Source organism: Parafrankia irregularis (assembly GCF_001536285.1).
GTDB lineage: Bacteria > Actinomycetota > Actinomycetes > Frankiales > Frankiaceae > Parafrankia > Parafrankia irregularis.
On record NZ_FAOZ01000022.1, the window covers coordinates 128,772 to 142,357 of the forward strand.

At 73.5% G+C, this 13,586-nt stretch carries 9 protein-coding genes; 4 read left to right on the forward strand and 5 right to left on the reverse strand.

The genetic code is table 11. From position 1 onward, the window contains the following. Positions 1-7 precede the first annotated feature (7 nt). Entirely contained in the window at positions 8-3,445 is a 3,438-nt protein-coding gene (locus AWX74_RS26755; protein ID WP_091282644.1) for an ATP-dependent helicase, read from the reverse strand. After that, a complete protein-coding gene (locus AWX74_RS26760) occupies positions 3,442-6,948 on the reverse strand; it encodes an ATP-dependent helicase (RefSeq protein ID WP_091282646.1) in 3,507 nt (1,168 codons plus the stop codon). The genes AWX74_RS26755 and AWX74_RS26760 overlap by 4 nt, the downstream gene beginning before the upstream one ends. A gap of 259 nt (positions 6,949-7,207) precedes the next feature. On the opposite strand from AWX74_RS26760, the gene AWX74_RS26765 reads away from it, so the two are divergent. Further along, positions 7,208-8,071 (forward strand): SDR family NAD(P)-dependent oxidoreductase, encoded by an 864-nt coding sequence (locus AWX74_RS26765; protein WP_226931247.1) that lies wholly within the window; start codon positions 7,208-7,210, stop codon positions 8,069-8,071. On the opposite strand, the gene AWX74_RS26770 is transcribed toward AWX74_RS26765, so the two are convergent. The 3 genes from AWX74_RS26770 to ku form a co-directional block, all read right to left on the reverse strand. Further along, positions 8,038-8,433 carry an MGMT family protein gene (locus tag AWX74_RS26770; RefSeq protein ID WP_091282649.1) on the reverse strand — a complete coding sequence of 132 codons (396 nt, stop codon included), beginning with the start codon at positions 8,431-8,433 and terminating at the stop codon, positions 8,038-8,040. The genes AWX74_RS26765 and AWX74_RS26770 overlap by 34 nt on opposite strands. Before the next feature lie 277 nt (positions 8,434-8,710). Next, positions 8,711-9,883: an adenylyltransferase/sulfurtransferase MoeZ gene (gene moeZ / locus AWX74_RS26775; protein ID WP_091282652.1), complete on the reverse strand. Its 1,173-nt coding sequence runs from the start codon at positions 9,881-9,883 to the stop codon at positions 8,711-8,713. A gap of 390 nt (positions 9,884-10,273) precedes the next feature. Beyond that, on the reverse strand, positions 10,274-11,326 hold the full coding sequence (gene ku / locus AWX74_RS26780; RefSeq protein ID WP_091282693.1) for a non-homologous end joining protein Ku: 1,053 nt from the start codon (positions 11,324-11,326) through the stop codon (positions 10,274-10,276). Positions 11,327-11,588: 262 nt separating this feature from the next. Here ku and AWX74_RS26785 point away from each other — a divergent pair, with 262 nt between their 5' ends. The 3 genes from AWX74_RS26785 to AWX74_RS26795 all read left to right on the forward strand — a co-directional run bounded on the left by AWX74_RS26785 (position 11,589) and on the right by AWX74_RS26795 (position 13,094). After that, positions 11,589-11,789, forward strand: coding sequence for a hypothetical protein (locus tag AWX74_RS26785; protein ID WP_091282655.1), 201 nt, complete (start codon positions 11,589-11,591; stop codon positions 11,787-11,789). A 154-nt stretch (positions 11,790-11,943) separates the two neighbouring features. Then, complete coding sequence (locus AWX74_RS26790; protein ID WP_054565163.1) at positions 11,944-12,645, forward strand: TetR/AcrR family transcriptional regulator; 702 nt, start codon at positions 11,944-11,946, stop codon at positions 12,643-12,645. A gap of 221 nt (positions 12,646-12,866) precedes the next feature. Continuing rightward, a complete protein-coding gene (locus AWX74_RS26795; RefSeq protein WP_006543213.1) occupies positions 12,867-13,094 on the forward strand; it encodes a DUF3107 domain-containing protein in 228 nt (75 codons plus the stop codon). Positions 13,095-13,586 lie beyond the last annotated feature (492 nt).

The window sequence follows — 13,586 nt, forward strand, 5'->3', positions numbered from 1 at the left end:
CGGGCCGTTACCGACCGGGCTGCCTGGGGCTGCCGGCCGCGGCGGCAGCGGCCTCGGTGGCAGCGGCGGCAGCGGGATTCGCCAGGATCGCGACGATCTCGTCCTCGGACAGCAGCGGCGGACGGACCACCTGCCCGGAGGCGACGTAGAAGTAGGCCGCGTCGACGTCGGGCACCGCCACCCCGCGGACCTTCGCCCAGGCGACCCGGTAGACGGCGAGCTGGACCGGATCGGCCGGCTCCGAGCCCGTCTTCCAGTCGACGACCTCCCAGCGGCCGCCACCGAGGTCGTAGACGGCGTCGATGCGACCGCGCACCGCCCGCCCGCCGATCATCACCTCGAACGGCGTCTCCAGGGCGAACGGGCGGCGGGAGCCGTACGGGCCCGCCAGGAAAGCGTCCTGCAGCGCGGCCAGATCCGGGCCGCTCAGACGCTGGCCGGCCGTCGCCTCGGCACCGGCCGCGTCCACCACGTCGTCGAGGTCGATCAGCGGCCGCTGCTCGAACAGCTCCTCCACCCAGGTGTGGAACCGGGTGCCTCGGCGGGCCTGCGGCACCGGGCGCCGCGGCAGCGGACGGGCCAGCTCACGGGCGAACTCGGCCGGATCGGCACGCAGCCGCACGATGTCGGACGCGGTCAGGCTGGTCGGCATCGCCACATCCCGGAAGGGCGCCCGGGCCGATCGTTCCTCGGCCAGCAGCAGCGCCGCCTCACGGTCGAGCTCGGCGAGCAGCGCCCGTTCCCGGGCGGTCATCCCGGCCAGCTCGTCGACGGGTGGCGCCTGCCCGGCACCCAGCAGGGCGAACGCCTGCTCGACGGCCGCCGCGGCCTCCCGCCGCCGCGCGTACGCGACCGGCTCGTAGGGCATCGGCCAGCTGAACTCCGCCGGCACGGCCAGGTCGGGGTTACGGCCCGGAGCCGGTTCCGGCACCCAGACAGCCACCTGCCCGTGGCCCGCGGCGGCATGCTCACGCAGCTCGGTGAGGAACACCGAGGGGCCACGCCGGGTGCGTTGGGTCGGCCCCCACCAGTGCCCGCTGCCCAGCAGCACCGACTTCGCCCGGGTGAACGCGACGTAGGCCAGTCGCCGCTCCTCCCGTTCCTGGTAGGCCCGGCAGTCGTCGGTGAAGGTCGCAAGCTCCGCCTTCGAGTCGCTGACGGCATAGGCGGGCAGCTCGGCCGCATCGCCGCGCAGCGGTGTGGGCAGCACACCGGTCGACGTCGTCCACCGGTCCCGCACGGTCAGGTCGGGAAAGACCCCCCGGCTCAGGTCCGGAACGGCCACGACCTCCCATTCGAGGCCCTTCGCCCGGTGCACGGTCATCAGCGCGACCGCGTCCGCGCCGCTCGGACCGGTGATGTCCAGGCCGCGCTCGTGCTCCCTGGCCGCCCGCAGGTAGGCGAGGAAGGAGGCGAGCGAGTTCGGCCCGTCCGGGTCGTCGAAGTCGGCGGCGGCGTCGAGGAAGGCCGCCAGGTTCTCCCGCCGGCGGGCCGCGACCGCCTTCGGGCTGGCGGAGATCTCCACATCGAGCCCGATGGTGGCGATCACCCGGTGCAGCAGGTCGAGCAGCCCGTCCCCGACGTGGACGCGCAGCGCGGCCAGCTCCGCACCGAGCTCGATCACCCGCTCCCGGCCGGCCACGGAGATCTCCGGCCCCGGATCGGTGAGGGCGTCCGCGAGAGCGACGACATCGCAGGGGTCGATGCCGGCAACCGCCTCGGCCAGCGGGTCCACGGCCGCCGGCCCGGCCCCGGCGTCCCCGCCAGCCGCGGCAGCCGCGGCAGCCGCGGCACCTTCCCGGGCGGCGTCGGCGGACAGCAGCTGCCGCGCCCGCCGGCCGAGCGCCGCCAGGTCCCGTGGACCGAGGCGCAGCCGCGGGCCGGTGAGCAGCCGCACCAGCGCCGCGTTCGCGATCGGGGACTCCAGCACCTCCAGGACGGTGACGACGTCCGCGATCTCGGGAAGATCCAGCAGCCCGGCCAGGCCGACCACCTCGACCGGCAGCCCGGCGGCGATCAGCGCCGTGTGCAGGGCCCGGACGTCGGACCGGGCCCGCACCAGCACCGCCATGCTGCCGGGCCGCTCCCCCGCGGCGACCAGCTCCGCCAGCCGTTCGGCGACCCACGCGACCTCCTGCGCCCAGGTCTCGTGCAGCGCCACCAGGGTGCGCCCGGCGGCGACGACGTCCGCCCGGGGCCGCAGCTCGACGACATGGTGGCGGGCCCGCAGCGGCGCGGCCACATCGTTGGCCAGCGCGAGCAGCCGGCCGCCGCTGCGCTGGTTCACCGACAGCCGGTACCGGGCGGCCGGCGTGCCGTCGGCGCGCGGGAAGTGCTCGGGGAAGTTGTCGAGGTTCGCGACCGAGGCACCCCGCCAGCCGTAGATCGCCTGGCAGGGGTCGCCGACCGCGGTGACCGGATGCCCGGCGCCGAACAGCCCGGCCAGCATCGTCCGCTGCGCGACGGAGGTGTCCTGGTACTCGTCGAGCAGCACCACCCCGGCCCGGCCGCGTTCGGCGGCCGCCACCTCCGGGTACCGCCCGGCCAGCCGGGCGGCGAAGGTGACCTGGTCACCGAAGTCGAGGACGTCACGGGCCCGCCGGGCCACCCGGTAGTCGGCGACGAGCGCGGCGAGCTCGCGCCGGCCCCGCGCGGTCGCCGCGATCCGGCGCAGTTCCTTGCGCAGGGTCTTCGTGCCCGAACGGCGGGCCGCGTCCGCCAGCGCGGCGAGGGCCTGGTCGAACAGCCTGGCGTCGAACTCCATCAGGTCGTCCGCCGCGACGAGATGCTCGCTCATCTCGCCGTCCAGCGCGACGAGGTCCGCCACCAGGGCGGAGATCGACCGGGTGAGCGCCTCGACGCGGCCGCGGTGCGTGCGCACGACCCGGGCCGCGAGCTGGTACCGCGCGGCGGCGACGAGCATCCTCGTGTCCGGTTCGAGGCCGAGTCGCAGTGCGTGCTCGCCGACCAGCCGACCGGCGTAGGCGTGGTAGGTGCTGATCGTCGGCTCGTCCGCGGCACCGGCACCGTCGCGGTCGCGGTCGCGGTCGCCCGGCTGGCCCTGCCCCTGGCCCGGGCCCCGGCCGGCGTCGGCGGCCCGGCGCAGCGCCAGCCGGACCCGCCCGGCCAGCTCCGCCGCCGCCTTGTTGGTGAAGGTGAGGCCGAGCACCCGCCCCGGCTCCACCTGGCGGGTGGCCACCAGCCACACCACCCGGGCGGCCATCACGGACGTCTTGCCCGAACCGGCACCGGCGATCACCACCGCGGGCTCCAGCGGCGCGGTCGCGGCGGCGAGCTGCTCGTCGGTGTACGGGACACCGAGCAGGTCACGGAGTTCCTCGGGCTCCAGCCGGGGGCCTCGGGGCTCGTCATCGCCACCGGCGCCGGCCGCCGGGCCGAAGCCGGGCAGCGCCTGCTGCGAGCCGGAACCAGCGAGGCTGGTCAATCGATCACCTGTTCCCCCTCCGGCCGGGCCGGGCAGGATCGACGAAACGAACACATCGTGCACGCATCGCCCGGTGTCGGCCGGAACGACTCGCTGGTGATTGTCCGGACCGCGTCCTCCACCAGATCGTCGATCCACACCCGCCCGTCGGTGGGCAGCGCCTCCTGGGCCTGCACCTCGGGTGGCGCCGGCTGCTCGTCCGGCAGCCGGGGGCCGAGGCTCTCCCCACCGGCGTCACGCCGCAGATGAACCAGCTCGGCACCGCCCGGAACCGCCGGCGGGCGGGAGCCGGCCGCGGAACCCGGGTCGGACACGGAACCGGAGTCAGGCGCGGAGCCCGAGTCAGCCACGGAGCCCGGGTCAGGCGCCGCGCGGGAACCGGCCGCGGCTTCGTCCAGGACCCGGTCCAGCGCGCCCTCGCGCACGGCGAGCTGGTAGCTGCCGAGCTGGGCATGGGTCTGCAGATCGCGCCGGCTCGGCGCCGCGCGCCCGGTCTTGAAGTCGACGACGTGCACCCGGCCGTCGTCGTCGAGCTCGACCCGGTCGATGAAGCCACGCAGCCGGACGACCCGGCCGGCGACCTCGATGTCACACGCGAAGCGCACCTCGGAGGCCACAACCTCACGCCGCCGAGCGGCGTGCCAGTCCAGGAACCGGCGTAGCGCCTCGCGCGCCGCCGACCGTTCCTGCTCGGAGCGCCAGCGCGAGTCGAACTCCAGCTGCCGCCACACGAGGTCGAGCCGGGCGTCGAGGGCGTCCATCCGGGCGGGGGTGCGCCCGGATGACACCTCGTCGGCGAGGGCGTGCACGACCTTGCCGAAGCCCTGCGCCGCCGACGCCGGCTCGGCGGCCTGCGCCTCGTGTTCGAGGAACCAGCGCAGGCCGCAGGTGGCCAGGCCGGACAGCGACGAGCCCGACAGCGCGATCGGACCGTCCGGCGCGACGACCGGCACCGACGAGCTGGTGACGTCCACCAGGCCCCACCAGCGGTTCGGATGGGCCGCGGGCACCAGCGCCCGGCCGGCACCGTCGCCGGCCGCCGCGAGCGCCGCGAGCCGGACGGCGGCCGCCGAGCGCATCGCCGCCGAGGCATCCGGGTCGACGGTCAGCCGCCGCAGCGCGGCGACCAGCCCGACCAGGGTGAGCGGCCGCACCGAGCGGGATCGCACCTTCTCCACCTGGACGCCCAGCTCGTCGAGGAACCTGCTGGGCTGCTCCCCGTCGTCGTCGGCGCCGTCCACCGCGGTGACCACGAGACGCCGCCGCGCCCGGGTGAGCGCCACGTAGAACAGCCGCCGCTCGTCGGCGAGCAGCTCGTCGCGGGTGCGGGGCGGCCGGACCCCACCTCCGCCCCGGTGTGGTGCGTCCAGCTGTTCGGCGCCGAGCAGGCTGTGCCGCTGGCGCAGATCGGGCCAGACGCCGTCCTGCACCCCGCAGACGACGACGACCTGCCATTCCAGGCCTTTGGAGCGGTGCGCGGTGAGCAACCGGACGGTGGCCGGGCGACCGGCCCTGGTCTCGGTGTCCGGGGCGATCTGCTGGTGGGTGAGCTCGCTGACCACCGACGCCACGCCGAATCCGGGCCCGCGCCGCTCGCCGAGGCGTTCGACCGCGTCGAAGAGCGCGACGACCGCGTCGAGGTCACGGTCCGCCGACCGGCCGGCGGCCCCGCCCGCCGCCGAGGCTCGTTCCAGCCTGGGTCCCCAGCCGCTCGCCGACCAGAGGGTCCACAGCGCGTCCTCGGGGGCGCCGCCACGGCGCAGCTCCGCCCGCACCGTCCGCAGCAGCTGCCCGAGCCGGTGGACCGGCGCCGCCAGCTCGTCCGGGACCATCAGAAGCATCCGCTGCGGATCGGCGACCGCGGCCCGCAACAGTTCGGCGGACGAGGCGGGCGTTCCCGGCATCCGGGCCGTACCCGCGGGATCATCCCCGTCGTCGGGCGACGGGACGTCGTCCTGGGCCGGCGCGTCGTCGGCTGATCCGTCGTCGGCTGATCCGTCGTCGGCTGATCCGTCGTCGGCTGATCCATCGTCGGCTGCCGCGTCCTGGGCCGGGACGTCGTCCTGGGCCGGGACGTCGGTCCGGGCCGGTGAGGCTGTCGTGGCCGCGTCGAGGGCCCGCAGCTCCCGGCCGAGCGCGCGCAGGCCGGCCGGGTCGGCCCCGCCCAGCGGTGAGGTGAGCAGCGCGCGCGCCGTCTCCGGGGTGAGGTGGCGGGACGGGTCGTCCGCGCACCGCAGCGCCGTCAGCAGCAGCTCGGCGGCTGGCTCCCGCGCCACCGGCAGCTCGCCACCGCCGACACTCACCGGGACCCCGGACGCCGTCAGTACCCGGCGCAGCACGCCGAGGCCCGCCGTCGAGCGGACCAGGACAGCCATGTCGGCCCAGCCGACCCCGTTCTCCAGGTGCTCGCGGCGCAGCAGGTCGGCGATGGCCTCGGCCTCGGCACCGGCCGTCGGATACGTGCGGACCGAGACCTGGCCGGGCCCCGCCGCACCGTCCGCCGGGACGAGATCGCGATGCGCGCGGACATACCGGACGGGCAGACCGGCCGACGGGAGCCGGGCCGCCACCCGCCGGCTCGCGGCGAGCGGGGCCGGGGCCATCCGGCGGCACCGGCGCAGCGCGGTGACCGGCGCCGGCGATCCGTCCCGGCTCGGGAAGCGGGCCGGGAAGTCGAGCAGGCCCCGCACCTGGGCCCCGCGGAACGCGTAGATCGCCTGGTCGGGGTCGCCGAAGACCACCAGGTCCCCGCCGCCACCGGCGACCGCGGCGAGCAGCCGCTCCTGCGCCGGGTCGGTGTCCTGGTACTCGTCGACGAAGACCGCCTGGTAGCGCTGGCGCAGACTCGCGAGCACCGGCTGTTGCGCGGTGAGGTTGGCCGCGCTGTGCACGAGGTCGGCGTAGTCGATCGCGCCCTCGGCGCCGAGGGCGTCGAGATAGTCGCCGTAGAACTCGGCGACGGCCCTCCAGTCGGCGCGCCCGACCCGCCGGGCGATCCGGGCCAGTGCCGGCGGGTCGACGCCGACCTCCCTGGCCCGGGCCATCAGCATCCGGACCTCCTCGGCGAAACCGCGGGTGCCCAGCGCCCCGGCCAGGGCGTCGGGCCAGGCCGGGCGGCCGATCTCACGGGACCCTTCAAGCAGGTCGCGCAGGCGGGCGTCCTGCTCCGGGCCGGAGAGCAGCCGCGGGCCCCCGGACGCGCTGTCTGCCCCGTACACCCTCAGCAGCGCCAGGCACCAGGCGTGGAACGTCCACGCCGCCGGGCCGACGGCTCCCGCCCCGAGCCGGATGGCGAGCCGCTCGCGCAGGTGACGGGCCGCCCGCCGGCTGAACGTGAGGACCAGCAGCGACGCGGGATCAGCGCCCGCCTCAACCCGCCGGGCCACCGCCTCGACGAGCGTTGTGGTCTTTCCCGTGCCTGGCCCGGCCAGGACCAGAAGTGGGCCTCCGGCGTGTCCGACCACCTCGGCCTGCGCCGCATCCAACACGATGGGTGACACCATCGGTGCGGGCGGTGCCACCAGGCGAAACGGTCGCCGCGGCGGCTGGCGGGCGGTAGACGGAACACGGACCACACAGCACAGCTCATCACGACAGCCCGTCAAGATCGCCAACGCCTGGCGTAGGCGATCGACGTTGCGCCGCACAGAGTCTCGTAGGACCGACGCAGGACCCTTGGAGCAGCACAAGATGAACACGAATTGCACCAAAGGTGTCGGTATGGGTGCAGCACACGGACAGTCCGTGGCACCGTCAGTCGTTATGAGCAGTACCAGGATCCAGCCTGATCAAGGCGTCCGTTCCGGGCCCGGCGCCCTGCCCGTGGACGACCCCGAGCCGGAATCCACACCAGGTCCCAGGCCGGGAACCGGACCTGCTCCGGGCACGGAGCGCGGTGATCTCGCCGGCCGGGTCGCATTCGTCACCGGCGCGGGATCCGGCATCGGCGCCGCCTGCGCGCGCCGGCTCTCCGCCGCCGGTGCCTACGTGGTCCTCGCCGACCGGGACGGCGACGCGGCGAAGGAGGTCGCCGCGCAGATCGAGGCGGCCGGCGGCGACACGCTGGTGACCGTCGTCGACGTCACCGACCCCGAGGCGGTGGCGGGAGCCGTGCAGACCGCGTTCGAGCTGCAGGGGCGGCTGGACCTGGCGGTCAACAACGCCGGAGTGGTGACCGACCGGGCGCCGCTGGAGGACGTCCCGCTGGCCGACTGGGACAGGGTGATCGCCGTGAACCTGTCCGGGGTCTTCTACAGCATGCGGGCGGAGATCCCGGCGATGCTCGCCAGCGGCGGCGGCTCGATCGTGAACATGGCGTCCGTCCTGGGCACTGTCGGCCTGCCCGGCACACCCGCGTACGTCGCCGCGAAGCACGGCGTGATCGGCCTGACCAAGGCCGCCGCGCTGGACAACGCGACCCGGGGCATCCGCGTCAACGCGGTGGCTCCGGGCTTCATCGACACCGCGATGGTCCGCGGGCAGCGCGGAGCGCGTTTCTTCCAGCCGACCAACCGGCTGGGCACCGCCGACGAGGTGGCCGAGGTCGTGAACTTCCTGCTGTCGGACCGGGCCTCGCTGGTGACCGGCAGCGTCTACTCCGCCGACGGCGGGTTCACCGCCCGCTGAGGTCCGGTCCTGCTGAGATCCGGTCCCGCCGAGGATCCGTCCCAGCGGGCCGACCGCAGGTCGACGCGGTCACCGGCGGGCCGCAGCGGGGTGCCGTCCACGCGCAGCCGGCGCAGGGCTTCCACCGGCGCGGCCGGGTTCGGCTCCCCGGAGGACCTGATCACCCGATGCCACGGGACGTCCTCCTCGCCGCCGTGGCGCGCGAGCACCGCGCCGACGGTCCGCCCGCTGCCGGCGCCGACGTACTCCGCGATGTCACCGTAGGTCATCACCTTGCCGACGGGGATGCTGGCAACCACGTCGAGCACCGCGACGGCGTAGGGGGTCAGGCCGGGCCCGCCCAGAAGCCTGTGTTCGGACACGGGCCCAGCCTCCCGATCGAATCTGTCACGAGCCAGCAGGAGCGAGTGCGCCCCGGGGCCCGACCCGCCCGAAGAGTTGAGGATTTTGGCTGCTGCAGATCCAGAGCCCGTTGCGACCAGACAAGAGTGAAGGATTCTGGTCGTCAGGACGACCAGAATCCCATGATCTTCAAGCAGTGCCGGTATTCAGACCGGGGCCGGCATCCCCGGCCCCGGTCCCGGCGCCGTCGGGCGCCGGGGCCGGACGGCGCCGCTGGACTAGTGGGCGGGCAGCGCTTTAGTAGACGGGCAGCGTCTTGTCCACCTGGGTCGCCCAGGCGGTCACCCCGCCCTGGACGTGCACCGCGGACGAGAAACCCGCGGCCTTGAGGGTCGCCAGCGCCTCGGCGGAGCGCACGCCGCTCTTGCAGTAGACGACGACCCGCCGGTCCTGCGGCAGCTCCGCCAGGTGCGCCGGCAGGTCACCCTTGGGGATCAGCCGCGCGCCGGGGATCCGCACGATCTCCCACTCCGCGGGCTCCCGGACGTCGACGAGCTCGATCGGCTCCCCGCCGTCCAGGATGGCCTTGAGCTCGGCCGCGGTGATCGTCGAGCCGGAGGCGGCCTGCTGGGCCTCCTCGGAGACGACGCCACAGAAGGCCTCGTAGTCGATGAGCTCCGTGATGGAGGGGTTCTTCCCGCACAGCGGGCACTCCGGGTCCTTGCGGACCTTGATGGAGCGGTAGGTCATCTCCAGGGCGTCGTAGACCATCAACCGGCCGACGAGCGGCTCGCCGACGCCGGTCAGCAGCTTGATGGCCTCCGTGGTCTGGATCGACCCGATCGAGGCGCACAGCACGCCGAGCACACCACCCTCCGCGCACGACGGCACCATGCCGGGCGGCGGCGGCTCCGGGTAGAGGCAGCGGTAGCAGGGGCCGTGTTCGGCCCAGAAGACACTCGCCTGGCCGTCGAACCGGTAGATCGATCCCCAGACGTACGGCTTGCCGAGCAGCACACAGGCGTCGTTGACCAGGTAGCGGGTCGCGAAGTTGTCCGTGCCGTCAACGATCAGGTCGTACTGGCCGAAGATCTCCATGACGTTGGAGGTGTCCAGCCTGAGCTCGTGGATCACGACGTTCACGTACGGGTTGATCTCGTGCACGGCGTCCCGCGCGGACTCGGCCTTGCTCCGGCCGACGTCGGACTGCCCATGGATGATCTGCCGCTGCAGGTTCGACTCGTCCACGACGTCGAACTCCACAATGCCCAACGTGCCGACACCGGCCGCGGCCAGGTACATCAGCGTCGGCGAACCCAGGCCACCCGCGCCCACGGCGAGCACCCGGGCGTTCTTGAGCCGCTTCTGCCCGTCCATCGCGACGTCCGGAATGATCAGATGCCGCGAGTACCTGCGGACCTCGTCGACGGTCAGCCCCTCGGCGGGGGAGACCAGGGGCGGTAGTGACACGTTGCTCCTCGCCTTCTCAGTGGGCCTTTCCATCTCACGTCCCAGGGCCAGGGAAGCCGAGAGCCCGAGTCGACGATGGAAAACGCCCAGTGTTCCCACCCGACGATGCCACAGCCGCCGGTGCCGGCAGCCGCGATCGACGGTTCACGTGCCCTCCCGCGCGACCATGCCCGCAGGCGGGTCGCCCGGAATTCTCCACCATGGTGCAGCGCATCCCCCGGCTCCGCTGTTCCCGATGTCGCACATCACCGGGAAGTGGCTCGCGCGACAGCGGGCCGGCCCGCGGCAGGGCGCACACCAGGCGGAACGGGCCGGCGGAACCGAGCGGATGGCCGAAGGCGCGGGACGCGAGGCGGGGGCGGTCAGGCACGGGACGCGAGGCGGGGGCGGTCAGGCGGAACGGCGGGTCGGCCCGCGGTCGGTGTCCTCCTGAGCAGTGTCGCGGGTGCGCCGCCCTGTTCCCACAGTGGCCTTCGCGCTCGTCGTGGTCTTGGCGCCCGTCGTGGTCTTCGCGGTTCCCTCCGTCACCTTCGTGACCTTCGCCGGCTTCGCGGTTCCCGCTGTGGCCTTCCCACCGGTCGGGCTCTTCGTGCCCGCCTTCGCGCCCGGGCTCTTCTGTGTCCTGCGTGCCCGCGCCGGCGCACCGGATTCGGCGCCGCCGTCCCCGCGCCCCTCCCGGGCCGCCTCGATGCTCGCCCGCAACGCCGCCATGAGGTCACCCGCGGGCGCCCCCGCGGCCTCGCCGGTGGCGGGGGCGACGACCTCCCGGCCGGCGATCTTGGCATCGATCACGGCCTGGAGGGCCTCGCGGTAGCCGTCGGAGAACTTCGTCGGGTCGAAGTCCGCGGCCAGGGTCTCGATCAACGAGCCCGCCATGGCCAGCTCCTGCGAACGGACGTCGACCTCCTCGGCCAGGAAGTCGAAGTCCGGTTCGCGCACCTCGTCCGGCCAGAGCATCGTCTCCAGGACGAACACCTCGTCGCGGACCCGCAGGGTGGCGAGCTGCTCGCGCTGGCGCAGCGCGACCTTCACCAGCGCGACCCGCCCGGAGCCGGCAAGCGCGTCCCGCAGCAGCACGTAGGGCTTCAGACCCGGGCGGTCCGGCTCCAGGTAGTAGCTCTTCGCGAAGTAGATCGGATCGACCTGGTCGAGGGGCACGAACTCCAGCACATCGATCGAGCGGGACGTCGTCAGCGGCAGGCTCGCGAAGTCCTCGTCGGTGAGCACCACCGTCTCACCGTCGGGCAGCTCGTAGCCCTTGGCGATGTCCGCGTACGGAACCTCCTCGCCATCGCTCTCGGCCACCCGGCGATACCGGATTCGCACCCCGTCCGAGCGCCTGACCTGGTGGAACGAAACATCCCGCTCCTGGGTCGCCGAATAGAGCCGGACCGGGATCGACACCAGACCGAAGGAGATCGCACCCTTCCAGATCGAACGCATGTTCACTCCCCAACTCGAGTCAACACAATGGTGTGCCACTGGAAGACCACCGGAAAGTCGATCCGGGTCGCGTGCGGACCAGTCCAACCAGCGCCGAGTCGGGTGCGCCGATGGCGGGTATCGGTGCCAGGCGGACGGAAAGCCGCACCGGAGGTGACGAGCGGCCCTGGCAGGCGGCGGGCAGCGAGCCACCCGGCGGAGCCGAGCCACCTCCGGCGACAGCGGCAAGCGATGCAGCGGCAAGCGATGAGGGGAGTGCCTGATGAGTTCACCGACCGAGCAGTTGCTGGAGGTCCCGGACGCCGATGCCGCCGAGCAGTCCCGCGAGCTACGCCCAGCTGACACCGCGGACACCCCGGCGGCCGACACACCCCGGGTGACCCGCCCCGCCGAGGCCGACGAGTTCGACACCGTCGAGCAGAACCTCGTCGTCGACCAGGACGACGAGGAGGAATACCGCTAGGCCGGTCGAGCCGGTCGAGCCGGTCATCCGGGGCCGAGGGCGCCAACGCGGGTACTGTTGGCGAGATGTCGACGTGGCTGGGCACCGACGGCCACCGTGTAGTCGGCGAACGGTGTGGTCGACCAACGTCGGTGATCAGTCAGGAGGTGCGCGGGTGACAGCCGAGCCTGCGGCGCCGCAGTCGCGTCCGGGTCGCACCCCCCGGCTTCCCCGAAGCGCGCGCCGGTTCCAGCTCCTGGGCGCGGCCCGGGAGGTGTTCGTCGCCCACGGGTATCACGCCGCGGCGATGGATGAGATCGCCGAGCGGGCCGGGGTCAGCAAGCCCGTCCTCTACCAGCATTTTCCCGGCAAGCTCGACCTTTACCTGGCATTGGTCGACGAGCACACGGAACGGCTGGTGTCGGCGGTGCGGGCCGCGCTGGCGTCCACGACCGACAACCATGTGCGCGTCGAGCGATCCGTCCGGGCGTATTTCGACTTCGTCAACGACCCCAGCGGTGCGCACCAGCTCGTCCTGGAGTCGGACCTGCGCAGCGAGCCCGCCGTCCGGCAGCGGGTGGAGGACAGCTTCGCGCAGTGCGTGCGCGCGATCGCGGCGACCATCGTCGTGGACACCGGCCTCACCCAGGACGAGGCCGACCTGCTGGCGGTCGGGCTGGTCGGCCAGGCCGAGTCGGGCGCACGCTGGTGGCTGCAGCGCGGCGCCACGATCCCCAAGGAACGCGCCGTGGAGCAGCTGGTGGAGCTGGCCTGGCGGGGAATCGCCGGCTACCCCCGCCAGACGCCCTACGGCGAGGCGGGCGAGACCCCGGTCGAGACCACGCCGGTCGAGGTCGAGGCGGCCGAGCCGGCCTGACCGCGCGGGATGCGCCGACCACACGGGATGCTTCGGCGCGCCGCGGCGACCGGCCGCGTCCGGTGTGTGCCCGGAGCCAGCGTGTGCCCGGAGCGAACAGCGGGCCACCAAGCCCGCCCGGCGGCCCGTAGGCCATAGTGTGGGCGCTGATCGTCCCGTCGGCGGCGCTCGCCGTCACGGAGAACGCCCCCAGCCAAACTCGACCACGCGGAGGTCATCGAGTGGAGGTCAAGATCGGGATCAAGCACGTCGCCCGCGAGCTGGTACTGGAGAGCACCCAGTCACCAGAGGCGGTCGCGTCGCTGATCAGCGAGGCGGTCGGTGGCAAGACCGGACTTCTCACCCTCGTGGACGAGAAGGGGCGCCGGGTCGTCGTCCCGGTGGACGCGCTCGCCTACGTCGAGATCGCGGAGTCCGAGGCCCGCCGGGTCGGTTTCGGCACCAGCTGACGCTGAGACATCAGCTGACCTCGGACGTCAGCTGAACGGGTGCCGGCTGGCCCGCAGGAGAAGCGGGTACCAGCCGGCACCGGTCGCTCCTGCAGTCAGGGCCCTGTCCAACCCGCGGCTTCGGGCCGCCGCTGCTGCCGAGCAAGGGTCGCCAGGCCGCTGCGCTGGCCTCCACGGATGCAGGGAAAAATAGGGCCGGGTCGCCTGGTAAGCCGGTGATTCTGTGATGCCGGTGAGCTCGTGAAGCAAGGCTGGCGATGGAGGCCGGTTCCGGGACTACGGTTTGTGCCATGGCAGCCGCCCCTGGCGGCTGCCGGGAGCACGTGTGTCAGATTCGCCCGTTCCCTGGTCTCTCCAGGCGACCCGATGTCCACCGATGGTCATCGGGTCGAAGGGGGCGGCGTTGGGCCGGCAGGACGTCAAGGACGAGGTCATCTACCTGCGGGCGGCCGGCCTGGATCTGGGGAAGCGGTTCCTGGTCGCGTGCGTGCG

Excerpts from the sequence above, each read along its gene's own strand:
- AWX74_RS26760 (WP_091282646.1), bottom strand. The coding sequence starts at position 6,948 with ATGGTGTCACCCATCGTGTTGGATGCGGCGCAGGCCGAGGTGGTCGGA.
- AWX74_RS26765 (WP_226931247.1), top strand. The coding sequence starts at position 7,208 with ATGAGCAGTACCAGGATCCAGCCTGATCAAGGCGTCCGTTCCGGGCCC.
- ku (WP_091282693.1), bottom strand. The coding sequence starts at position 11,326 with ATGCGTTCGATCTGGAAGGGTGCGATCTCCTTCGGTCTGGTGTCGATC.
- AWX74_RS26785 (WP_091282655.1), top strand. The coding sequence starts at position 11,589 with ATGAGTTCACCGACCGAGCAGTTGCTGGAGGTCCCGGACGCCGATGCC.